This is a genomic window from Pseudonocardia spirodelae (assembly GCF_037727765.1).
GTDB classification, from domain to species: Bacteria; Actinomycetota; Actinomycetes; order Mycobacteriales; family Pseudonocardiaceae; genus Pseudonocardia; species Pseudonocardia spirodelae.
Window position 1 is genome coordinate 21684 of sequence record NZ_JBBJUP010000011.1, and the last position, 24243, is coordinate 45926.

Sequence of the window (24243 nt, forward strand, 5' to 3'; positions counted from 1 at the left end):
TGACGGACGGTCACCATAACGTAGACGACGTTATGGTCAAGATCCGGCTTCCACTCCCACCGGCCAGTAACTCCGGCCTCCCGCCCTCGTTGTTCCGTTCAGCACCGAAGACTGGCCCCCGCTCCCCAGCGTTCCCGGGCCCCGGTGCGGATCGATCGGTCGATTGCGCGAGGAGGCGACACGTGGCCGGTGTCGAGGTGAAGGTCGAGGGGCTGACGAAGTCCTTCGGTCGGGCCAACATCTGGTCGGACGTGACGCTGACCCTGCCCCCGGGCGAGGTGTCGGTGCTGCTGGGCCCGTCGGGTACGGGGAAGTCGGTGTTCCTGAAGTCGCTGATCGGGCTGTTGAAGCCGGAGAAGGGCTCGATCGTCATCGAGGGCGTCGACCTGTGCCGGTGCTCGGAGTCCGAGCTGTATGAGATCCGCAAGCTGTTCGGGGTGCTGTTCCAGGACGGTGCGTTGTTCGGGTCGATGAATCTGTTCGACAACATCGCGTTCCCGTTGCGGGAGCACACGCGTAAGTCGGAGTCGGCGATCCGCGACATCGTGATGGAGAAGATCGACATGGTCGGTCTGGTGGGTGCGGAGGGCAAGCTGCCGGGGGAGATCTCGGGTGGGATGCGCAAGCGTGCGGGGCTGGCGCGGGCGTTGGTGCTGGATCCGAAGATCATTCTGTTCGACGAGCCGGACTCGGGTCTGGATCCGGTGCGGACGGCGTACCTGAATCAGTTGATCATCGATCTGAACGCGATGACGGACTCGACGTTCCTGATCGTGACCCATGACATCAATTCGGCGCAGACGGTGCCGGACAACATCGGGTTGTTGTATCGCAAGCATCTGGCGATGTTCGGTCCGCGGGAGGTGTTGCTGACCTCGGACGAGCCGGTGGTGGCGCAGTTCCTCAACGGGCGTCGTGAGGGGCCGATCGGGATGTCGGAGGAGAAGGACGCGGCGCAGGCGGCGCGGGAGATGGAGGAGGCGGGTGAGCTGGAGGGGCGTCCGCCGATGAAGCCGCAGTTGGTGGCGTCGACGGGGATGCCGGACCGGCAGGCGGTGCACCGTCGTCGGGAGCGGGTGGAGGCGATGATGCACGAGCTCCCGGAGTCGGCGCAGGAGGCGATCCGTGAGCAGCACGCCGAGTCCGACGCGACCTCGGAGTTCGCTCGTCCGGCGCGGGACGGGAACACCCGCCAGGAGCCCCGCGACGAGCACCCGACCGACGTCCACCCCCGCATCACCGAGGACACCCCCGACCCGCGCGGACGGCACCAGCTCTCCGGCGGTGACCGGTGAGCAGCCCCGTCACGCGGGCGCTCACCCCGGTCGGCAAGTTCTTCGGCCTCTTCGCCGAGATCGGCCGCCAGGGCCTGCGCCGGCCGTTCCAGTGGCGCGAGCTCGTCGAGCAGACCTGGTTCGTCACCAAGGTCTCGGCGCTGCCGACCGCGCTGTTCACCATCCCCTTCGGCGCGACGATCGCCCTGCTCCTCGGTGAGCTCACCCGCCAGTTCGGCGCCCAGTCCCAGACCGGCGCCGGCTCGGTCCTCGCGATCGTGCAGCAGGCGGCGCCGATCGTCACCGCGCTGCTGATCTCCGGTGCCGGCGGCAGCGCCGTCTGCGCCGACCTCGGCGCCCGCACCATCCGCGAGGAGATCGCCGCGATGGAGGTGCTCGGCATCTCGCCGATCCAGCGCCTCGTCGTGCCGCGGGTGCTCGCGATGGGCATCACCGCGGTCGTGCTGAACGGGCTCGCGACCTGCGTCGGCGTCGCGGGCGGCTACTTCTTCAACGTCATCATCCAGGGCGGCTCGCCCGGTGCCTACATCAACAGCTTCTCGGCGATCGCGCAGGTCAGCGACATCGTCGTCTCCGAGATGAAGGCGTTCCTGTTCGGCATCGTCGCCGGTGTCGTGGCCGCCTTCCGCGGGCTCAACCCGCCGCCCGGCGCGAAGGGCGTCGGTGACGCGGTCAACCAGGCCGTCGTCATCTCCTTCGTGCTCGTGTTCCTGATCAACCTCGTGCTCACCGCCCTGTACCTCGAGCTCGTCCCGCCGAAGGGCTTCTGATCCACATGGCCACCCCACTCGGTGCGCGTGCCCGCCGGGCCGCCCAGGCGCCGCTCAACCAGCTCGAGGAACTGGGCGACCAGCTCTCGCTGTACGTCCGGTCGATCCTCTGGATCCCCAAGACGCTGACCCGGTACAAGAAGGAGGTCGCCCGGCTGCTGGCCGAGGTGTCCTTCGGCTCCGGTGCCCTCATCGTCATCCTGGGCACGGTCGGCGTCATGGCGTCGCTGTCGCTGTTCGTCGGCTCGCTGGTCGGCCTGCAGGGCTTCCGGGCCCTGGACGCCCTCGGCGTCGAGGCCCTGACCGGCTTCATCACCGCCTACTTCAACACCCGCTCGATCGCCCCGCTGGTCGCCGCCTCGGCGCTGACCGCGACACTCGGCGCGGGCTTCACCGCCCAGCTCGGCGCGATGCGGATCTCCGAGGAGATCGACGCGCTGGAGGTCATGGCGGTGCCGTCGGTGCCCTACCTGGTCACCACCCGCGTCGTCGCCGGCATCGTCGCGATCATCCCGATCTACACGCTCGGCCTGCTCGCCAGCTACGCCGCCTCGCGGATCAACGTCACGCTGATCAACGGGCTGCCCGGCGGTACGTACGACCACTACTTCGACCTGTTCCTGCCGGTCAGCGACGTGTTGCTGTCCTATCTCAAAGTGATCGTGTTCGCGACGGTGATCATCCTGATCCACTGCCACTACGGCTACTCGGCCAAGGGCGGCCCGGCCGGCGTCGGCGTCGCGGTCGGCCGCGCGGTGCGGCTGTCCATCGTGAGCACCGCGGTCCTCGACTTCTTCCTCACGCTGGTCATGTTCGGCACCTCGACCTCGGTGCGGGTGGCCGGATGAGGTCCACCAAGCGGGTGCTGCAGGGACTGGCCTTCGTCACCGTCATCGTCGTCCTGCTCGGCCTGGCCGTCGCCCAGTACGCCGGGGTGTTCTCCTCCGGGGTCCCGGTCACGCTGAACGTGGCCCGGGTCGGCACGCAGATGCAGGAGCGCTCCGACGTCAAGGTCAACGGCCTGATCGTCGGCCAGGTCGACGACGTCGTCTCCGACGGCACGACCACGAGCATCCAGATGTCGATGAACCCGGCGATGCTCGACCAGATCCCGGAGAACGTCACCGCGCAGCTGCTGCCCAAGACGCTGTTCGGCGAGAAGTTCGTGTCGCTGGTCCCGCCGGCCGCGCCGTCGACGGCCCGCCTCGCCGCGGGCGACGTCATCCCCGAGGACCGCAGCCAGGCGGCGCTCGAGGTCGAGCGGGTGCTCGACGAGCTGCTCCCGCTGCTGCAGACCGTCCGCCCGCAGGACCTGGCGACCACCCTCGGCTCGCTCTCCCAGGCGCTGCAGGGCCGCGGCAACCAGCTGGGCGACACGCTCACCCAGCTGAACACGCTGGTCGCGGGCCTGAACCCGGCCGTGCCGGACCTGCAGGAGGACATCCGCCAGCTGGCGACGTTCTCCGACAACCTGAACCAGGCCGCGCCGGACCTGCTCGACGCGCTGGACAACCTCACGGTCACCAGCCGCACCATCGTCGAGAAGCGCGAGGGGCTGCGGAACCTCTACCGGTCGATCACCGGCGCCTCCGACGACCTGCGGGCCTTCCTGGACGCCAACGGCGAGAACATCATCGGGGTGTCGGCCGCGAGCCGGCCGACCCTGGAGACCCTCGCCCGGTACTCGCCCGAGTTCCCCTGCCTGACCCGGCAGCTGGTCGACCTGATCCCGAAGATCAACAACGCGATCCGGCCGGGCACCGACCGGGTCGGCGTGAACATCACGCTCGAGATCGCGGGTTTCAAGCCGAAGTACCTGCCCAACCAGGACGAGCCGCGCTACGAGGACGACCGCGGTCCGCGCTGCTACCCGATCCCGGTCCCCACGGGCACCCAGTACCCGCCGGACGGCCCGTTCCGCGACGGCTCCGTGCCGCCGCCGGCCCCGCCCGGCCAGCCGATGGGCAACCCCGAGGACTTCGGGGTCGACACCTACGGCACCTACGACGGCACCAACAGCTTCGACCTGATCCGGGACCAGAGCCCGGGCAACGCTGCGGGCACGCTGCCGCCCATCCTGGGCACCATCGGCGGCGACACCGTCGGCGGAAGCCAGGTCCAGCCGTCGTCCTACCGCGGCTCGACCGACATGGGTGTCGCGAACTCCCCCGGTGAGCAGCAGGTCGTCGCCCAGCTGCTGGCCGCCCACCAGGGCAGCTCCCCGGAGGCCGTCCCGGCCTGGAGCAGCACCATGGTCGGCCCGCTGCTGCGCGGCACGGAGGTGACGCTGACGTGAGCAGGCTCCCGATCTCCGCGCTGGTCAAGTTCCTGGTGTTCGCGCTGATCACGGCGCTGGGCACCACGGTGCTGGGCCTGACGATCGCGAACGCCCGTGGCGGTGACGTCACGGAGTACACCGCGCGGTTCACCGACGCGACCGGTCTGCTGGCCGGCGACGACGTGCGCATCGCCGGCGTCGTCGTGGGCTCGATCAAGGAGGTGCGGATCGTCGACCAGCGGGTCGCCGAGGTCGCCTTCGACGTCGACTCCTCGACCCCGCTGCCGGCCACCGCGACCGCCCAGCTCAAGTACAAGAACCTGATCGGGCAGCGCTACCTCGCCCTCGGTCAGGGCGCCGGGCCGACCGGGGAGAACCTGCCCGCGGGCGGCCAGATCCCGATCGACCGGACCCGGCCCGCGGTCAACCTGACCGTGCTCTTCAACGGCTTCCAGCCGCTGTTCCAGGGCCTCGACCCGGACCAGATCAACAAGCTGTCGATGGAGATCGTCCAGGTCCTGCAGGGCGAGGGCGGCACGGTGCAGAGCCTGCTGGCCTCGACGTCGTCGCTGACGAACTCGATCGCCGACCGCGACCAGGTCATCGGGCAGGTCATCGACAACCTGAACCTGACCCTGCAGACGGTCAACGACAACGACCAGGGGCTCAACGAGCTGATCAGCTCGCTGCAGGCACTCGTGTCGGGGCTGGCGCAGGACCGCGAGCCGATCGGCAACGCGATCCAGTCGATCGGCGACCTCACCCAGGTCACCGGCTCCTTCCTGGAGGACGCCCGGCCGCCGCTGCGCGACGACATCCGCAACCTGGGTGACCTCGCGACCCAGCTCGACCAGGGGCGCCCCGCGATCGAGCGGTTCCTGCAGTACACGCCGTTCAAGCTGAACCGGATCGCCCGGGTCGGCTCCTACGGCAGCTGGTTCAACTTCTACCTGTGCGGGCTCGACGGCACGGTGGCGCTGGACCCGATCCTGCCCCGGACCAACCTCGAGGACCTCGGGCTGGACTTCATCGGCCGCAACCCCGAGCGGCGCTGCGGCGCCGACCCGTCGGGGATCGGCGCGGGCAACACGGTGCCGACCGACGGCTCGCAGCCGGGTCCGGACAACCGTGCGCAGAAGCCCGAGGGCAACCCCGCCCTGCGCGACCCGAACACCGCCTCGCTCGAGCAGCTGGCGAACCCGCAGGCCCGCCCGGGCGTGGACTCCAGCGGTGACCCGACCGCGGCACTGCAGCCGGGAGGCAACTGATGGCACAGGCAGGGCAGAAGCGCCCCGTCCTGACGGCGGTGGTCGGCATCGTGCTGATCGCGGCGCTGACACTGGCCGCGTTCAACTACGAGGCGATCTTCTCCGGCGCGACGCGGTACACCGCGGAGTTCCCCGAGGCCGCCGGCCTGCAGTCCAACGACCGCGTCACCGTGGCCGGCGTGGAGGCGGGCCGGGTGCAGACCGTCGAGCTCGACGGCGACCACGTGAAGGTCGAGTTCACCGTCGACGACGCCTGGGTGGGCAACCGCACGACGGCCTCGATCGAGATCGCGACCCTGCTGGGGTCGAAGTACCTGGCACTGGACCCGCGCGGCGACGCCGAGCAGGACCCGTCGCAGGCGATCGGACGGGACCGCACCAAGTCCCCGTTCGACGTCGTCGACGCCTTCAACGGGCTGTCCGGGACCATCGACCAGCTCGACACCCGGCAGCTCGCGACCAGCCTCACGACGCTCTCGGACACCTTCCGCGACACCCCGCCGGAGGTGCGCGGCGCGCTGGACGGCCTGTCCCGCCTGTCGAACACCATCTCGAGCCGGGACGCGGAGCTGAAGCGGCTGCTGGCCAACACCCGCCAGCTGTCCACCACGCTGGCGGACCGGCGCGGCGACGTCGTGAAGCTGATCGACGACGGGAACCTGCTGCTCGGTGAGCTGCAGCGGCGCAAGGACGCGATCGCCAACCTCCTCGACGGCGTGCAGCGCCTGTCGATCCAGCTGCGCGGTCTCGTCGCCGACAACCAGGCCCAGCTGCGGCCGGCCCTGGAGACCCTGGACCGGGTCCTCGCGGTGCTCGAGCAGAACCGCGACAACCTGGGCGAGATCCTGGACAAGGAAGCGGTCTTCGTGCGCGTGTTCGGCAACGCCCTCGGCAACGGGCGCTGGTTCGACAACTACGTCTGCGGTCTGATCCCGCCGGCGATCCCGCTCGGGGGTGACTGCGTGTGAGCGGCTGGGCCAACGACCGGCGCCAGCTCCAGCTCGGCGCCCTCATCGCGGTCGTCGCCGTCCTGGTGGCGAGCGCGATCTGGTTGATCACCTCCGGCGGCGGCCGCCAGGTCACCGCCTACTTCACCAGCTCGGCGGCGTTGTTCCAGGACAACGACGTCCGCGTCCTCGGCGTCCCGGTCGGCAAGATCGACCGGATCACCCCCGAGGGCGACCGGGTGCGGGTCGACATGACCATCACCGACGACGACGTCCGGCTCCCCGCCGACGTCAAGGCGGCGGTGGTGTCGCCCAGCCTGGTCACCGGCCGCTACGTGCAGCTGACCCCGGTGTGGACCGGGGGACCGGAGTGGAACGGCGAGGCGATCCCGCTGGAGCGCACCGCGTTCCCGCTCGGCGTCGACGACCTGACCCGCACCGCGACCGAGCTGTCCCGGGCCCTCGGCCCGCAGGGCGCCAACAAGGACGGCGCGCTGAACGACGTGCTGAACGTGACCGCCCGGAACCTGGACGGGAACGGCAAGGCGCTCAACGACACCATCCGCAACCTCGGCGGACTGTCCTCCACGCTCAACGGGTCCAGCGAGGACCTGTTCGGCACGATCACCGAGCTGCAGAAGTTCGTGAGCACCCTGCGGGAGAACGACCCCGGGGTCCGCGAGCTGAACGGCAAGCTCGCCGACGTCACCGGGTTCCTCGCGAGCCAGCGCGGCGAGCTCGGCGGAGCGCTCAACCAGCTCTCCTACGCCCTCGGTGACGTGGCCTCGTTCGTCCGCGACAACCGGTCCACGCTGCGCTCCAACGTGGACAAGCTGGCGAACGTGACCCAGGAGGTCGTGGACCACCAGCGCGCGCTGGCCGAGATCTCCGACTCCGCGCCCGCGGCGCTGGGCAACCTCGCCAACATCTACAACGGCGCGACCGAGACCCTCGACACCCGCGCCAACATCAACGAGCTGTCGCTGCCGCTGCCGGTCCTGGTCTGCTCGCTGCTGCAGCGGCTGCCGACCCCGCTGCCCACCGAGGGCCCGGACGCCGCCATCGGCCAGCTCTGCGACAGCCTCGGCGGTCTCGTGACCGGCGCGGTGCCGCTGCCGACCCCGCAGCAGGTGCTGAGCCAGCTGCAGGCCGGCGGCAACCCGGCCGCCGCGACCGCCCCGATGCTCATGCCCGGCAGCCCGCTGGCCCTGACCGACCCGGGCTCGCAGCTGCGCGCCCCGGGCGCCCCCGCCCCGGGCGGGGCCGGTGCCACCCCGGCACCCGGCACGCCGGCCGGAGGCGCGTCGGCGACACCCGCGCCGTCGTCGGCCCCGCAGGCCACACCGACCCCGGTCCCCGAACCGGAGAACGGCGGCGGCGGGCTCCTCGGCGGCCTGTTCGGAGGTGGATCGTGATCGGCACGACGAGCCGGATCGGCCGCGTGGCCGCGCTGATGACCGCGGTCGCGGTCGCCGCGACCGGGTGCGGGGCCGTCGACGGCGGTCTGCGGGGCGTCCCGCTCCCCGGTGGCGCCAACCTGGGTGACGACCCCTACGCGGTGCAGATCGAGTTCCCCGACGTCGTCGACCTCGTCCCGCAGTCGATCGTGCGCGTCGGTGACGTGCCGGTCGGCGCGGTCGAGTCCGTCGAGGTGGAGCCGAAGAGCTGGAACGCCCTGGTCACCGTCCGGGTGAACCGCGACGTGAAGCTCCCGGCCAACGCGACGGCGCTGGTCCGCACGACCTCGCTGCTCGGTGAGAAGTTCGTGGCGCTCGAGCAGCCGGCCGGCCCGGCGGAGGGGTCGCTGGCCCAGGCCGGGCGCATCCCGCTGCAGGCCGCGGGCCGCTCCGCCGAGGTCGAGGAGGTGCTGGGTGCGCTGTCGCTGCTGCTGAACGGCGGCGGTGTCGCGCAGATCCGGACGATCTCGACCGAGCTGAACAACGCGCTGTCCGGACGCGAGCCGCAGATCCGCGAGCTGCTCGACAACCTGAACACGCTCGTCGGGTCGCTGGACGACAGCAAGGACGACATCAACCGGGCGCTCGACGGCCTCAACCGGCTCTCCGCCACGCTGGCCGAGCGGCGCCCGCAGATCGCGAACGCGCTGCAGAACATCAGCCCCGGGCTGCGCGAGCTGGAGTCCCAGCGACGCCAGCTCGTCGGGATGCTGCAGGCCCTCGACCGGCTCTCCGGGGTCGCGACGAACGTGATCAACCGCTCGCGCGACGACCTCGTCGCCGACCTGCAGGCGCTGCGGCCGGTGCTGCGCAACCTGGCCGACTCCGGTCAGAACCTGCCGAACTCGCTGCAGCTGCTGCTGAGCATCCCGTTCACCGACGCCGCCACCGACGCGGTCGCCGGCGACTACGCGAACCTCTACGTCAACGTCGATCTCGACCTGCGGGTGATCATCGAGAACCTGTTGGCGACCAACGGGATCGGCGGACTGCCGGTGGACCAGCTGCTGAAGCTGCCGCCGAACGCGCAGCTGCTGACGCCGCTGCTCGGTGCCGGGGGGCAGCCGCCCGTCCCGGCCCCCAGCGGCCCGCAGCTGCCGTTGCTCGGGCCCGAGCAGGCGACGCCGACCCCGGCGCCGCCCGCGGACGGGACGACCCCGCCGGCGTCGGCGACCCCGACGCCGACCCCGGCGCCGGAGTCCGGTGAGAACTCCGGTGGCGGACTCTTCGGCGGACTCTTCGGAGGTGGATCGTGATCACCAGGACCGTCCGCTGGCAGCTCATCGCGCTCGCGGTCGTCACGATCGTCGCCGTGGGCTACGCGGGATTCCGCTACGCCGGCCTCGACCGGATCTTCGGGGCGACCACGTACCCGGTGACGGTGCAGCTGGCCGACTCCGGCGGCATCTTCACCGGTGCCGACGTCACCTACCGCGGTGTCAGCGTGGGCCGGGTCGGCCCGCTGTCGCTGACCTCGCGCGGGGTCGACGTCCAGCTCGACATCGAGAACACCGCACCGGACATCCCGGCCGACGCCCAGGCCGTCGTCGGGAACCTGTCGCCGATCGGTGAGCAGTACGTCGACCTGCAGCCCGTCGCCGACGGCGGCGAGATGCTCGCCGGTGGCGCGGTCATCCCGCAGGAGCGCACCCGCACCCCGGTGCAGATCAACACCTTCCTGACCGAGCTGGACAACCTGGTCTCGACGGTCCCGAAGGACTCCCTGCGCACGGTGGTCTCCGAGCTGGGCCAGGGCTTCCAGGACACCGCCCAGCCGCTGCAGCAGCTGCTCGACACGACCGGGCAGTTCACCCGGGCCGCGACCGAGGCGCTGCCGCAGACCACGGCGCTGATCCGCGACGCGCGCCCGGTGCTCACCACCCAGAACGACGTCGCCCCGCAGTTCCAGGAGTTCAGCCGCGGCCTGCGCGAGGTCACCGAGCAGCTGAAGGAGTCCGACGGCGACATCCGCCGGATCATCGACGACGGCCCCCGCGCCGGCGACGAGCTCAGCGCGCTGCTGCGGGAGAGCGGCCCGGGCCTGGGCGAGTCGATCGCGAACCTGCGCACGATCACCGAGCTGCTCGCCCCCCGCCAGGCGGGTCTGCGCCAGCTGCTGGTGACCTACCCGGGCCTGGTCGCGGTCGCCCCGATGGTGGTGCCCGGCGACGGCACGGCGCACCTCGGGCTCGTGATCAACGTGTTCGACCCGCCGCCGTGCACCGCGGGCTACGGCGGGACGAACCAGCGCGGTGCGCTGGACGTGACCGAGGTACCGGTGAACGGCGACGCCCGCTGCACCGAACCCCCCGGTAGCCCGACCAACGTCCGCGGAATGCAGAATGTGCCCGTGCAGGGGCCTGCCGAGGTCCAGGACTACTCGGGCAACTCCGGGTACCACGGCGGCGGGTCCCACCACGACGGACCCGACCACGGGTCCGGCGAGGGCCCGCACCCCGGCGGCGAACCCGCCGAGCGGGTCGCGAGCCCGGGCCTGGTCTCCGACGCCGCCCAGATCCTCATGGGCGGGTGAGCACGACGGCCGTGCCGCCCCCGTGGCACGGCCGGCACGACGGTCGCGAGGACCGCGGGCGGCCCGGCCGCCCGCGGTGGATCCCCGGCCGGTTGACCGGTCGCCCGGACGCCGAGCGGCCACCGAGCGGCTGTGCCCCCGCAGCCGGGAGGAGGAACGCTCCCCGATGACCACCGATCTCGACGAGCGCCCGGCCGCGGCCGGCGAGCCCGGACAGTCCGTGAACGAGCCCGGCCGGTTCGCCCGGCTGCTGCCGGTCGTCGCCGTGGTCGCGGCGGTGCTGGCGCTCGTGACCGGCGGCCTGTGGCTGTACTCGCTGAACAGCGACGCCGTGCAGGTCGCCCAGGCCCGCGACGAGGCCCTGCGCGACGCCCGCCAGGCCGTGATCAACCTGAACACGCTGGACCACAAGGACGCCCAGAAGGGCCTCGACCTCTGGATCCAGTCGTCCGCGGGGTCCGTCCGCGACGAGTTCGTGAAGAACCGCGACGCCTACGCCAAGCTCGTCACCGACCAGAAGCGGACCACCACGGCGACCGTGACCGACGCCGCGGTCTCCGAGGTCGACCCCCGGGCCGGGACCGCGCGCGTGCTGGCGGGCGTCGACGTCACCGTCACCCCCGAGGGCCAGCAGCCCGCCGTGACCCGCCAGCGGATCGAGCTGGGCATGGTCCGCACCGACGACGGCTGGAAGGTCGACGCGCTCGAGCCGCTGCTCACCCCCGGCACGAACGGCTGACCCCACCGCCCTCCCCGGCGGGCCGCCCCCGACCCGCCCCGCACCCAGGTCGACCACCCCAGGAGGTCACCGCATGTCCACCCCCCGCCGCCGCCCCACGGGCGGCATCCGCAGGCCCCAGGTCGCCGGTCGTCCCCGCACCCGGTCCGACGCCGAGACCGAGGAGGAGACCGGGACCGGTGGTCTCGCCCTCGACGAGCGTTCCGGCGACGACCCGGATCCGGCCACCGAGCAGGCCCATCCGGTCGCGGCCCCGGTCCGGACCGCCGGTGCCCCCGACGCCGACGGGACCGACGGCGACGCGCCGCGCGCCCGTCGCCGGCTCCCGCTCCCGCCGGCGCCGTCCGGCCGGAACGGGACGACGGTCCTCGCCGTCCTGACCGTGCTGCTGCTCGGGGCGGCCGCGTTCTTCGGCTTCCAGTGGGCGACCACGGAGTTCGGCGGATCGGCCGGCAACACCGCGCTGTCCGACGTCGGCACCACGGCCGCGGTCTCGGAGCAGGTCGGTGCGGCCGTCACGAAGGTCTACTCCTTCGACTACGCCCGCCTGCAGCAGGCCGAGGACGACGCCCGTGCCGTGATCACCCCGCAGTTCCAGCCCGAGTTCGACCGCATCTTCGGCAGCGTGAAGGACCTCGCGCCGCAGCAGAAGGCGGTCGTCACCGCGACCATCCCGAAGTCGGCGGTCGCGAGCATCGACGGTGACCGCGCCACGGTCTACGTGTTCGTCAACCAGGTCATCCGCCGCCAGGCCGACACCGGCACGCCCCAGGAGGGTGCCGCCGCGGCCCGGCTCCGGGTCGACGCCGAGCGGGTCGACGGCACCTGGAAGATCGCCGCGATGACGCCGGCCTGACGACGGCGACGCGCCCGCACGACGGTGCCCCGCCCCCCGGTGACCGGGGGCGCGGGGCACCCGCGTATGGTGGTCACCGATCCACCGAAGACCGCAGGTCCGCGCCCGGGTTCCGGGCGCACGAAGGTTCCGGGACTCCCGGGCGGCCCGCGCAGGAGGACGAGGCGACACCGGGCGCGCGAGCGCCCCATGGACTTCCCACGCCCCGTGCCCTGCGCACGGGGCGTTCGTCGTCTCCGGGGTCGGCGTGGGAACTGCGTCGGTGGCACTCCCAGGCACGTCCCACGTGCACGAGACCGACCCCCGAGAGGAGGGCAGCGATGGCAGCACCTGACAAGGTCGCAGCGGTCGAGGAGATCACCAACCGCTTCCGCGAGTCGGACGCCTCGGTCGTCACCGAGTACCGCGGGCTCAGCGTCGCCAAGCTGACCCAGCTGCGCCGGGACCTGGGTGCGGACGCGAACTTCCGCGTCGCGAAGAACACCCTGGTCAAGCGCGCGGCCGAGGAGGCCGGGGTCCAGGGCCTGGACGACCTGCTCGCCGGCCCGACGGCCATCACCTTCATCAAGGGTGAGCCCGTCGTGGCCGCGAAGGCGATCAAGCAGTTCGCGAAGGACAACCCCGGTCTGACGATCAAGGGCGGGTACATGGACGGGCGCGCCCTGTCCTCCGCCGAGATCGAGCAGCTCGCGGACCTCGAGACCCGTGAGGTCCTGCTGGCCAAGCTGGCCGGCGCGATGAAGGCCAACCTGTCCAAGGCCGCCGGGCTGTTCAACGCCCCGGCCTCGCAGGTCGCCCGCCTCGCGCAGGCGCTGGCCGACAAGAAGGCCGAGTCCGGCGAGTCCGCCGCTCCGGCCGAGGCCGACGGCGACTCCGCCGAGAGCTGATCACCACCCCCACCGAACTTTCGTAGAGAAAGGACCGCCACCATGGCGAAGCTGTCCACCGACGAGCTGCTCGACGCCTTCAAGGAGCTCACCCTCCTGGAGCTCTCGGACTTCGTGAAGAAGTTCGAGGAGACCTTCGAGGTCACCGCGGCCGCCCCGGTCGCCGTCGCCGCCGCGGGTGCGCCCGCCGCCGGCGCCCCGGTCGAGGAGGAGAAGGACGAGTTCGACGTCGTCCTCGAGGCCGCCGGCGACAAGAAGATCCAGGTCATCAAGGTCGTCCGCGAGGTCGTCTCGGGCCTGGGTCTGAAGGAGGCCAAGGACCTCGTCGAGTCGGCCCCGAAGCCGCTGCTCGAGGGTGTCGCCAAGGACGCCGCCGAGGCCGCCAAGACCAAGCTCGAGGAGGCCGGCGCCAAGGTCTCGCTCAAGTGACCTGCGCCTGACGCCTGCGAAGGGGCGCCGACCCGCCACGGGTCGGCGCCCCTTCGTCGTCCGCGGGGTCAGGACCGTTCGCGGGCCCGCAGCTCGCGGCGCAGGACCTTGCCGGTGACCGTCTTCGGCACCTCGTCGAGCAGCTCCACCTGCCGCGGGTACTTGTAGGCGGCCATCCGCTCCTTGGTGAAGGCGATCAGCTCCTCGGGGGTGACCGACGCCCCCTCGCGCAGCGACACGAACGCCTTCACCGTCTCGCCCCGGTACTCGTCGGGCACCCCGACGACGGCCGCCTCCCGCACCGCCGGGTGCTCGTAGAGGATGTCCTCCACCTCCCGCGGCCAGACCTTGTAGCCGCCCGCGTTGATCTGGTCCTTCTTGCGGTCGACGATGTAGAACCAGCCCTCGGCGTCCATGTAGCCGACGTCGCCGGTGTGCAGCTCGCCGCCGGGCAGGGCGGACGCCGTCTCCTCGGGCTTGTTCCAGTACCCCGGGACGACCTGCGGCCCCGACGTGCAGATCTCGCCGACCTCCCCGGGCGGGAGCTCCTCGCCGTCGTCGCCGACGATCCGGACGACCGTGCCGTAGATCGGCACGCCCACCGAGAGCGCCCCGGACGCCGCGTCGACCGGGCCCTGGGTGCCGATCGGCGTCCCGTGCGACGGCGAGGTCGTCTCGGTCAGCCCATAGATGTTGTGGATCCAGTGCCCGCAGAACTCGTGGAACGCGGTCACCGTCGACGGCGGGATGGGCGCCCCGCCCGAGGCGATCGTGCGCAGCGACTCCAGGGCGGAGCGCTCCGCGTTCGGCGCGTTCATCAGCGCGATGAACACGGTGATCGCCCCGACGGTGAACGTCGGCCGGTGCTCGCGCAGCACGTCGATCCCGAGCGACGGCTCGAACCGGTGGAAGAGCACCAGCGGCGCGGCCAGGTACTGCGCGACCGTCACGTGCGCGATGAGCCCGGTGATGTGGAACAGCGGCGCGACGCCGAGCACGACCTCGTCGTCGCCGAGGCCGCACCACACCGCGTAGGCCTGGCTGTTGAACACCACGTTGCCGTGGGTGTTCATCGCGCCCTTGGGCGGCCCGGTCGTCCCGGAGGTGTAGGTGAGGAACGCGGTGTCGGAGGCGTCGAACGACACCGGCGGGGGAGCGGAGCCCCGGTGCTGCTCCAGGAAGGCCGCCAGGTCGGTGACGTCGTCGCCGGACAGGTCGGGCCGCGACGTCCCGCCGAACGCCCGCGGGTCGTCGCGGGTCTGGTGCTCCCGCTCGGACGTGGTGAGCACCGTGCGCACCCCGGAGCCGGGCAGGACGGACCGGGCGACGTCGTCGTAGAGCGACTCCAGGCACACCAGCACCACGGCGCCGGAGTCGCGCAGCAGCAGCTCCAGCTCCCGTTCGCGGTTCATCGGGTTGACCGACACGGCGATCCCGCCGGCCTTCCAGGTCCCGACCAGGCCGATCACGAACTGCGGCACGTTCTGCAGGTACATGGCGACCCGCTCGCCCGCGGCGAAGCCCCGGGCCAGCAGCCCGACGGCGAAGGCGTCGGACAGCGCGTCGAGCTCGCGGTAGGTGACGGCACCGTCGAAGTAGCGGACGGCGTCGCCGTCGGGGTTGCGCTCCACCGCGGCACGGAACATCGACAGCGCGTCGGTGAAGTCCGGGGTGAGGTCGTGCGGCTGGCCCGGCGCGTACCGGGCCAGCCACGGGCGGTCGGCGTAGGACACGGTGCTCCTCAGCGGATCACGATGGGGTTGACCGGCGCACCGGTCCCGTTGACGACCTTGAGCGGGGCGGCGGCGTAGAGGAAGCTCCAGCGGCCGTCGGCGGCGCAGGCGTCGGCGAGGTCGTCGAGCCAGGCGATCTCGGTCAGGGCGACGCCGAGGTTGCGCATCAGCGCGCAGTGCAGCGGCAGCGCGACCCCGGAGTGCGGCTCGGTGGTGACCTCGTTGGCGATGGTGTCGGTGACCAGGTTGGGCACCTCCATCCGCTGGAACCACTCGACGAGCTCGCGCGAGTAGGTGAGCCCCGGCTCCTTGAAGTCGGTGTAGAAGGTCTCCGGGTCGTCGAGCTCGTACCAGTACTTCATCCACCCGGTGCGGATGACGAGCACGTCGTGCGGCTCGATCGTCACGCCCTGCGCCCGTGCCGCGGCCTCGAGGTCGGTGTGGTCGAAGGTCTCGCCCTTGGCCAGGTACTCCTTGCCGCGGTGGCGGGCGATGTCGATGAGCACGCCGCGCCCGACGACGCCCTTCTCGGCGATCGGCAGCACCGAGGCCTTGTCCATCTTCTCGACGGTGGAGCGGGCGTCGTAGCCGTTCCAGAGCTTGCCGTCGTACCAGACGTGGCCCAGGGCGTCGTACTGCGTGGAGCCCTGCAGGAAGATCAGGGCGGTGTCGTCGGCGTAGTGCAGGCCGCCCGGGAACTGGGGGGCGCCGTCGCCGTCCCAGGTGCCCTCGTCCATGACGTTCTGCCGCTTGATGCCCTCGCGGCCGGGCCACAGCGGGTCCCCGGGCGACTCCGTGCGGCCCATGTGGATCTGCAGGGTGAACACCTCTCCCGAGCGGACGTGCTGCACGCCGCGCAGGACCTCGCCCGCGTCGAGGTAGTTCAGGCAGCCGAGCTCGTCGTCGGGTCCCCACTTGCCCCAGTTGCTGGGGGCGTCGTCCCCGAGGACCTCGCGCATGGAGGGGGTGCTGTCGGACATCGTCGTCCTCTCGTCGTCCGCCACCGGTCGTCACCGACCTGTGACGGAACCGTGGCGCGGCGACCCCGTCGTGTCAACCGTCACGGAGACGCGTCCGAACGGGCTCTTACGGACCGGTCGTCCCTGCTGGATGACCGTTCGTCGACAGACTGGGACTTGACTCGGTGCGCCGGGCAGGTCACTCTTGGGCAACGATGGTTGCCTGGATGCTGGAATCGGCGACCTGTCTCGACAGCTGCGCTCGCAGCGTCTATAGTCATTCTTTGCGCTGTCTGCGTCCAGACGCTGCGCGCCCATGACCGGGGAAGACTTCCGGACCGATCCGTCGGCCGCCGGAGAGGGTCCGGCGGATGTGGGTGCGTGGAGTATGGGTCGCCCGTCAGCGCCTGACAACAGACGGCGTGCGACGTGGCCGGCTGCCGGCCCGCGATCCGGGGGGACCCCGAACGGATCGTGGGAGACGGTAGCGCCCGCCACCGGCGCACGCCAGACGAGAAGCGCAGTTCTCGGAAGGACGCATCTTGGCTGTCTCCCGCGCCGCCGCGACCACCTCGACCCTCTCCGCTTCGGCGAACCCGAACTACCCCGGCGCACCCACCCGGGTCACCTTCGCGAAGATCGCCGAGCCGCTGGAGGTCCCCGACCTCCTCGACCTGCAGATCCAGTCCTACGAGTGGCTGGTGGGCAGCGAGGCCTGGTTCCAGCGCCGGATCGAGGCCGGCGACGAACTCCCGGTCAGTGGTCTGGAGGAGATCCTCACCGAGATCTCCCCGATCGAGGACTTCTCCGGGTCCATGTCCCTGTCGTTCTCCGACCCCCGCTTCGACGAGGTCAAGGCCTCCGTCGAGGAGTGCCGGGACAAGGACATGACCTACGGTGCCCCGCTGTTCGTCACGGCGGAGTTCACGAACAACACCACCGGTGAGATCAAGTCCCAGACGGTCTTCATGGGCGAGTTCCCCGTGATGACCGACAAGGGCACGTTCATCATCAACGGCACCGAGCGCGTCGTCGTGTCGCAGCTCGTCCGGTCGCCGGGTGTCTACTTCGACCACTCGATCGACAAGACGACCGAGAAGGACGTCTACTCGGTCAAGATCATCCCGAGCCGGGGTGCGTGGCTGGAGTTCGACGTCGACAAGCGCGACACCGTCGGTGTCCGCATCGACCGCAAGCGCCGCCAGCCGGTCACCGTGCTGCTGAAGGCGCTGGGCTGGACCGCCGAGCAGATCGGTGAGCGTTTCGGGTTCTCCGAGACGATCATGACGACGCTCGAGAAGGACAACACCGCGGGCCAGGACGAGGCGCTGCTCGACATCTACCGCAAGCTGCGCCCGGGTGAGCCGCCGACCCGCGAGTCCGCGCAGGCCCTCCTGGAGAACCTGTTCTTCAAGGACAAGCGCTACGACATGGCCAAGGTCGGGCGCTACAAGGCCAACAAGAAGCTCGGTCTCGACATCGACAACTCGGTCGGCACGCTGACCGAGGAGGACGTGGCGACCACCATCGAGTACCTCGTCCGGCTGCACGCCGGCGAGACCTCGATGACGGCGGGCACCGGGGACTCCGCGAAGGAGATCCCGGTCGAGACCGACGACATCGACCACTTCGGCAACCGGCGTCTGCGCACCGTCGGCGAGCTGATCCAGAACCAGGTCCGGGTGGGTCTGTCCCGCACCGAGCGGGTCGTCCGCGAGCGGATGACCACCCAGGACGTCGAGGCCATCACGCCGCAGACCCTGATCAACACCCGGCCGATCACGGCCGCGATCCGGGAGTTCTTCGGTACCTCGCAGCTGTCGCAGTTCATGGACCAGCACAACCCGCTGGCCGGCCTGACCCACAAGCGCCGCCTGTCGGCGCTCGGCCCGGGCGGTCTGTCCCGGGAGCGGGCGGGCATGGAGGTCCGTGACGTCCACCCGTCGCACTACGGCCGGATGTGCCCGATCGAGACCCCCGAGGGTCCGAACATCGGCCTCATCGGCTCGCTGGCGTCCTACGCGCGGGTCAACCCGTTCGGTTTCATCGAGACCCCGTACCGCAAGGTCGTCGAGGGTGTCGTCACCGAGCAGATCGACTACCTGACCGCCGACGAGGAGGACCGCTTCGTCGTCGCGCAGGCCAACGCCCGGCTCAACGAGGACGGCTCCTTCGCCGAGGACCGGATCCTGGTCCGACGCAAGGGCGGCGAGGTCGACCTGATCTCGCCCACCGGCGTGGAGTACATCGACGTCTCGCCGCGCCAGATGGTGTCGGTCGCGACGGCGATGATCCCGTTCCTCGAGCACGACGACGCGAACCGCGCGCTGATGGGCGCGAACATGCAGCGCCAGTCCGTGCCGCTGCTGCGCTCGGAGTCGCCGCTGGTCGGCACCGGCATGGAGCTGCGTGCCGCCGTCGACGCCGGTGATGTCGTCACCGCCGAGGCCGCCGGTGTGGTCGAGGAGCTGTGCGCCGACTACATCACCGTCATGGACGACGAGGGGCAGCGTCAGACCTACCGTCTGAACAAGTTCCGCCGCTCGAACCAGGGCACCTGCAACAACCAGAAGCCCATCGTCGACGAGGGGCAGCGGGTCGAGGTGGGCCAGGTGCTCGCCGACGGTCCCTGCACCGAGAACGGTGAGATGGCGCTGGGCAAGAACCTGCTCGTGGCGATCATGCCGTGGGAGGGCCACAACTACGAGGACGCGATCATCCTGTCGCAGCGCCTCGTGCAGGACGACGTGCTCACCTCGATCCACATCGAGGAGCACGAGATCGACGCGCGCGACACCAAGCTCGGTGCCGAGGAGATCACCCGGGACATCCCGAACGTCTCCGAGGACGTGCTCGCCGACCTCGACGAGCGCGGCATCATCCGGATCGGCGCCGAGGTCCAGCCCGGCGACATCCTGGTCGGCAAGGTCACGCCGAAGGGCGAGACCGAGCTGACCCCGGAGGAGCGCCTGCTCCGCGCGATCTTCGGTGAGAAGGCGCGCGAGGTCCGCGACACCTCGCTGAAGGTCCCGCACGGCGAGAACGGCAAGGTCATCGGCATCCGGGTCTTCTCCCGCGACGACGACGACGAGCTGGCGCCGGGCGTGAACGAGCTGGTCCGGGTCTACGTGGCCCAGAAGCGCAAGATCTCCGACGGCGACAAGCTCGCCGGCCGGCACGGCAACAAGGGCGTCATCGGCAAGATCCTCCCGCAGGAGGACATGCCGTTCCTCGCGGACGGCACGCCGGTCGACATCATCCTGAACACCCACGGTGTGCCGCGTCGTATGAACATCGGCCAGATCCTGGAGACCCACCTCGGGTGGATCGCCAAGTCCGGCTGGGAGATCGAGGGCACGCCCGAGTGGGCGTCGCGGATGCCGGAGGAGCTCTACTCCGTGCCGGCCGACACGAAGACCGCGACGCCGGTCTTCGACGGCGCGCGCGAGCACGAGATCACCGGGCTGCTCGGCTCGACCCGCCCCAACCGGGACGGCGAGCGGATGGTCCAGCCCGACGGCAAGGCCCAGCTGCTGGACGGGCGCTCCGGTGAGCCGTACCCGTTCCCGGTCGCGGTCGGCTACATGTACATCCTGAAGCTGGCCCACCTGGTGGACGACAAGATCCACGCCCGGTCGACCGGCCCCTACTCGATGATCACCCAGCAGCCGCTGGGCGGTAAGGCGCAGTTCGGTGGCCAGCGCTTCGGTGAGATGGAGTGCTGGGCGATGCAGGCGTACGGCGCGGCCTACACCCTGCAGGAGCTGCTGACGATCAAGTCCGACGACGTCGTGGGCCGCGTGAAGGTCTACGAGGCGATCGTCAAGGGCGAGAACATCCCGGAGCCGGGGATCCCCGAGTCGTTCAAGGTGCTCCTCAAGGAGCTGCAGTCGCTCTGCCTGAACGTCGAGGTGCTCTCCAGCGACGGTGCGGCGATCGAGATGCGGGACGCCGACGACGAGGACCTCGAGCGCGCCGCGGCGAACCTGGGCATCAACCTGTCCAGCCGCCCGGGCTCGGAGTCGATGACCGTCGACGACGTCGTCAACTGACCCCCGTCCGACCAGCCGCCACTTAAACGAAGAAACAGAGGACATACGTGCTCGACGTCAACTTCTTCGACGAACTGCGCATCGGCCTGGCCACCGCCGAGGGCATCCGCCAGTGGTCGCACGGTGAGGTCAAGAAGCCGGAGACCATCAACTACCGCACCCTGAAGCCGGAGAAGGACGGGCTCTTCTGCGAGAAGATCTTCGGTCCGACCCGGGACTGGGAGTGCTACTGCGGCAAGTACAAGCGCGTCCGCTTCAAGGGCATCATCTGCGAGCGCTGCGGCGTGGAGGTCACGCGCGCCAAGGTGCGTCGTGAGCGGATGGGCCACATCGAGCTTGCCGCGCCGGTCACGCACATCTGGTACTTCAAGGGCGTCCCGAGCCGGCTGGGCTACCTGCTCGACCTGGCTCCCAAGGACCTCGAGAAGATCATCTACTTCGCGGCCTACGTGATCACCTCGGTGAACACCGAGCTGCGGCACAACGACATGTCCACGCTCGAGAACGAGATGAGCGTGGAGCGCCGGCGGATCGAGCAGACCCGCGACGCGGACCTCGAGGCCCGCGCGCAGAAGCTCGAGTCCGACATCGCCGAGCTCGAGGCCGAGGGCGCCAAGGGCGACGTCCGCCGCAAGGTCAAGGACGGCGGCGAGCGCGAGATGCGTCAGCTGCGCGACCGCGCCCAGCGCGAGCTGGACCGGCTCGACGAGATCTGGACGACGTTCACCAAGCTCGACGTCCAGCAGCTCATCGCGGACGAGTCCATCTACCGCGAGCTGTACGACCGCTACGGCGACTACTTCACCGGTGCCATGGGTGCCGAGGCGATCCAGAAGCTGCTGGAGAACTTCGACATCGAGGCCGAGGCCGAGAAGCTGCGCGAGATCATCCGGTCCGGCAAGGGCCAGAAGAAGCTGCGTGCGCTCAAGCGGCTCAAGGTCGTCGCGGCGTTCCAGTCCACCGGCAACTCGCCGATGGGCATGGTGCTCGACTGCGTCCCGGTCATCCCGCCGGACCTGCGCCCGATGGTGCAGCTCGACGGTGGCCGCTTCGCGACCTCGGACCTGAACGACCTGTACCGCCGGGTCATCAACCGGAACAACCGCCTCAAGCGACTGATCGACCTCGGCGCGCCCGAGATCATCGTCAACAACGAGAAGCGGATGCTCCAGGAGTCCGTCGACGCGCTGTTCGACAACGGCCGTCGCGGCCGGCCGGTGACCGGGCCGGGCAACCGCCCGCTCAAGTCGCTGTCCGACCTGCTCAAGGGCAAGCAGGGCCGGTTCCGTCAGAACCTGCTCGGCAAGCGCGTCGACTACTCGGGCCGTTCGGTCATCGTCGTCGGCCCGCAGCTGAAGCTGCACCAGTGCGGTCTGCCCAAGCAGATGGCGCTGGAGCTGTTCAAGCCGTTCGTGATGAAGCGCCTGGTGGACCTCAACCACGCGCAGAACATCAAGTCGGCCAAGCGGATGGTCGAGCGGGGCCGGTCCCAGGTGTGGGACGTGCTCGAGGAGGTCATCTCCGAGCACCCGGTGCTGCTGAACCGTGCGCCCACGCTGCACCGCCTCGGCATCCAGGCCTTCGAGCCGCAGCTGGTGGAGGGCAAGGCCATCCAGCTGCACCCGCTGGTCTGCGAGGCGTTCAACGCGGACTTCGACGGTGACCAGATGGCGGTGCACCTGCCACTGTCGGCCGAGGCGCAGTCCGAGGCCCGCGTGCTGATGCTGTCGTCGAACAACATCCTGTCCCCGGCGTCCGGCCGCCCGCTGGCGATGCCGCGCCTGGACATGGTGACGGGTCTGTTCCACCTGACCCGCCAGCGCGACGAGGCCCAGGGCCACGGCAACCACTACGGCACGGTCGCCGAGGCGATCATGGCCTACGACCGCAAGGTGCTCCACCTGCAGGCGCCGATCAAGATCCGGCTCCCGCAGGTCGCGCCCACCCCCGGTGCCGCGGCCGAGACCGTGACCGAGGACGGCGTGTGGACGGCGGAGACCACGCTCGGCCGGGTGCTCTTCAACGAGCTCCTGCCGGCGGACTACCCGTTCGTCAACGAGCCGCTGCCGAAGAAGCGCCAGGCCGCGATCATCAACGACCTGGCCGAGCGCTACTCGATGACCGAGGTCGCGCAGGTCCTGGACCGCCTGAAGGACGCCGGCTTCTACTGGGCGACCCGCTCGGGCGTCACCCTCGCCATCGACGACGTCGTGGTCCCGCCCAGGAAGCAGGAGATCCTCGACTCCTACGAGGCGAAGGCCGACCAGATCAACAAGCGCTACCAGCGCGGCGCCCTGTCGCACCAGGAGCGCAACGACGAGATGGTCAAGATCTGGTCGCAGGCCTCGGAGGAGGTCGCGCGGGCGATGGAGGAGAACTTCCCCCAGGACAACCCGATCCCGACGATCGTGCAGTCCGGTGCCGCGGGCAACATGGCCCAGGTCCGCCAGCTGGCGGGCATGAAGGGCCTGGTCGCGAACCCGAAGGGCGAGTACATCCCGCGCCCGATCAAGTCGAACTTCCGCGAGGGACTGTCCGTGCTGGAGTACTTCATCTCCACGCACGGCACCCGGAAGGGTCTGGCGGACACCGCGCTGCGGACCGCCGACTCGGGCTACCTGACCCGTCGTCTGGTCGACGTGTCGCAGGACGTCATCGTCCGCGAGGTCGACTGCGGCACCGAGCGCGCCATCCCGATGGCGGTCACCGAGGAGACCAGCGACGGCCGGGTCATCCCGCACCGTTACCTGCGCACCTCGGTGTACGCCCGGACCTCCGGCGAGGAGGTCACCGCGCCCGACGGCACGGTGATCGTCCGCAAGGGCGACGACCTCGGCGACCCGGCGCTCGACGCGCTGGTCGCGGCCGGCGTCAAGACGGTCCGGGTCCGCTCCGCGCTGACCTGTGCCTCGGCCACCGGCATCTGCGGCATGTGCTACGGCCGCTCGATGGCCACCGGCAAGCTGGTGGACGTCGGCGAGGCCGTCGGCATCGTCGCCGCCCAGTCGATCGGTGAGCCGGGTACGCAGCTGACGATGCGTACCTTCCACATCGGTGGTGTGGCGGGCGACGACATCACGACCGGTCTGCCGCGTGTCACCGAGCTCTTCGAGGCCCGGGTCCCGCGCGGCAAGGCGCCGATCGCCGACGTCGACGGCCGCATCCGCATCGAGGACGGCGACCGCTTCTGGAAGATCACGCTGATCCCGGACGACGGCGGCGAGGAGATCATCTACGAGAAGCTGTCCAAGCGGCAGTGGCTCGGGATGACCACCGTCGACGGCGTCGAGCGTCCGCTCGCGGACGGCGACCACGTGACGGTCGGCCAGCTGCTCCTCGAGGGCACGGCGGACCCGCACGAGGTGCTGCGCGTCATGGGCCCGCGCGAGGTGCAGCTGCACCTGGTGCGTGAGGTGCAGAAGGTGTACCGCACGCAGAGCGTGGACATCCACGACAAGCACATCGAGGTCATCGTCCGGCAGATGCTGCGCCGGGTCACGATCATCGACTCGGGTGCGACCGAGTTCCTGCCCGGCGCGCTGGCCGAGCGGGGCGAGTTCGAGTCCGAGAACCGCCGGGTCGTCGCCGAGGGTCTGGAGCCGGCCTCGGGCCGTCCGGTCCTGATGGGGATCACCAAGGCCTCGCTGGCGACGGAGTCGTGGCTGTCCGCGGCGTCGTTCCAGGAGACCACCCGCATCCTCACCGATGCCGCGATCAACGGGAAGCGCGACAAGCTCGTCGGGCTCAAGGAGAACGTGATCATCGGTAAGCTGATCCCGGCCGGTACCGGCATCAACCGGTACCGCAACATCCAGGTCCAGCCCACCGAGGAGGCCCGCGCGGCCGCCTACGCGCTGCCGAGCTACGACGACGGGTACTACAGCCCGGACGTCTTCGGCACGGGCACCGGTGCCGCGGTGCCGCTGGACGACTACGACTTCGGTCGCGACTACCGCTGACGCGGTAGCGCACCGCCCCGGCCGGCGACGGCCGGCCGGGGCGGACCGGAGAGGTCCCGGACGGGGCCGGACACCGCACTC

The 24243-nt window shown here is 70.5% G+C and carries 16 protein-coding genes and 1 pseudogene; 15 read left to right on the plus strand and 2 right to left on the minus strand.

The annotated features are described in order from the left end of the window. Positions 1–182 precede the first annotated feature (182 nt). The 13 genes and pseudogenes from WJX68_RS14695 to rplL all read left to right on the plus strand — a co-directional run bounded on the left by WJX68_RS14695 (position 183) and on the right by rplL (position 13459). Positions 183–1295 (plus strand): ABC transporter ATP-binding protein, encoded by a 1113-nt coding sequence (locus tag WJX68_RS14695; protein WP_340291077.1) that lies wholly within the window; start codon positions 183–185, stop codon positions 1293–1295. Continuing rightward, complete coding sequence (locus WJX68_RS14700; protein ID WP_340291079.1) at positions 1292–2065, plus strand: MlaE family ABC transporter permease; 774 nt, start codon at positions 1292–1294, stop codon at positions 2063–2065. Before WJX68_RS14695 ends, WJX68_RS14700 begins: the two co-directional genes overlap by 4 nt. A gap of 5 nt (positions 2066–2070) precedes the next feature. Beyond that, a complete protein-coding gene (locus tag WJX68_RS14705) occupies positions 2071–2913 on the plus strand; it encodes an MlaE family ABC transporter permease (protein ID WP_340291081.1) in 843 nt (280 codons plus the stop codon). Then, positions 2910–4361, plus strand: coding sequence for an MCE family protein (locus WJX68_RS14710; protein WP_340291083.1), 1452 nt, complete (start codon positions 2910–2912; stop codon positions 4359–4361). The genes WJX68_RS14705 and WJX68_RS14710 overlap by 4 nt, the downstream gene beginning before the upstream one ends. 11 nt (positions 4362–4372) lie before the next feature. Beyond that, positions 4373–5338 (plus strand): annotated as a pseudogene (locus WJX68_RS14715) (MCE family protein); the annotation flags it as partial. Between the two features lie 272 nt (positions 5339–5610). Continuing rightward, a complete protein-coding gene (locus tag WJX68_RS14720) occupies positions 5611–6579 on the plus strand; it encodes an MCE family protein (protein ID WP_340291087.1) in 969 nt (322 codons plus the stop codon). Continuing rightward, positions 6576–7973 carry an MCE family protein gene (locus WJX68_RS14725; RefSeq protein WP_340291089.1) on the plus strand — a complete coding sequence of 466 codons (1398 nt, stop codon included), beginning with the start codon at positions 6576–6578 and terminating at the stop codon, positions 7971–7973. Before WJX68_RS14720 ends, WJX68_RS14725 begins: the two co-directional genes overlap by 4 nt. Beyond that, complete coding sequence (locus WJX68_RS14730; RefSeq protein ID WP_340291091.1) at positions 7970–9271, plus strand: MCE family protein; 1302 nt, start codon at positions 7970–7972, stop codon at positions 9269–9271. The genes WJX68_RS14725 and WJX68_RS14730 overlap by 4 nt, the downstream gene beginning before the upstream one ends. Beyond that, the gene (locus WJX68_RS14735) at positions 9268–10548 is read left to right on the plus strand and encodes an MCE family protein (protein WP_340291093.1); all 1281 of its coding nucleotides are present in this window, start codon (positions 9268–9270) and stop codon (positions 10546–10548) included. The genes WJX68_RS14730 and WJX68_RS14735 overlap by 4 nt, the downstream gene beginning before the upstream one ends. Before the next feature lie 166 nt (positions 10549–10714). After that, positions 10715–11287, plus strand: coding sequence for a hypothetical protein (locus tag WJX68_RS14740; protein WP_340291095.1), 573 nt, complete (start codon positions 10715–10717; stop codon positions 11285–11287). A gap of 73 nt (positions 11288–11360) precedes the next feature. Beyond that, complete coding sequence (locus WJX68_RS14745) at positions 11361–12143, plus strand: nuclear transport factor 2 family protein (protein ID WP_340291097.1); 783 nt, start codon at positions 11361–11363, stop codon at positions 12141–12143. A 320-nt stretch (positions 12144–12463) separates the two neighbouring features. Then, positions 12464–13030, plus strand: a complete 567-nt coding sequence (gene rplJ / locus WJX68_RS14750; protein ID WP_340291099.1) for a 50S ribosomal protein L10 — start codon at positions 12464–12466, stop codon at positions 13028–13030. Positions 13031–13072: 42 nt separating this feature from the next. Continuing rightward, a complete protein-coding gene (rplL, locus tag WJX68_RS14755; protein WP_340291101.1) occupies positions 13073–13459 on the plus strand; it encodes a 50S ribosomal protein L7/L12 in 387 nt (128 codons plus the stop codon). Positions 13460–13527: 68 nt separating this feature from the next. Here rplL and WJX68_RS14760 read toward each other — a convergent pair whose 3' ends face one another. Next, complete coding sequence (locus WJX68_RS14760) at positions 13528–15192, minus strand: AMP-binding protein (protein ID WP_340291103.1); 1665 nt, start codon at positions 15190–15192, stop codon at positions 13528–13530. 8 nt (positions 15193–15200) lie between these two features. After that, complete coding sequence (locus WJX68_RS14765; protein WP_340291105.1) at positions 15201–16172, minus strand: cyclase family protein; 972 nt, start codon at positions 16170–16172, stop codon at positions 15201–15203. Between the two features lie 521 nt (positions 16173–16693). Here WJX68_RS14765 and rpoB point away from each other — a divergent pair. Next, on the plus strand, positions 16694–20203 hold the full coding sequence (rpoB, locus tag WJX68_RS14770) for a DNA-directed RNA polymerase subunit beta (protein WP_340291107.1): 3510 nt from the start codon (positions 16694–16696) through the stop codon (positions 20201–20203). A 47-nt stretch (positions 20204–20250) separates the two neighbouring features. Then, positions 20251–24162 (plus strand): DNA-directed RNA polymerase subunit beta', encoded by a 3912-nt coding sequence (locus tag WJX68_RS14775; protein ID WP_340291109.1) that lies wholly within the window; start codon positions 20251–20253, stop codon positions 24160–24162. Positions 24163–24243: the final 81 nt, after the last annotated feature.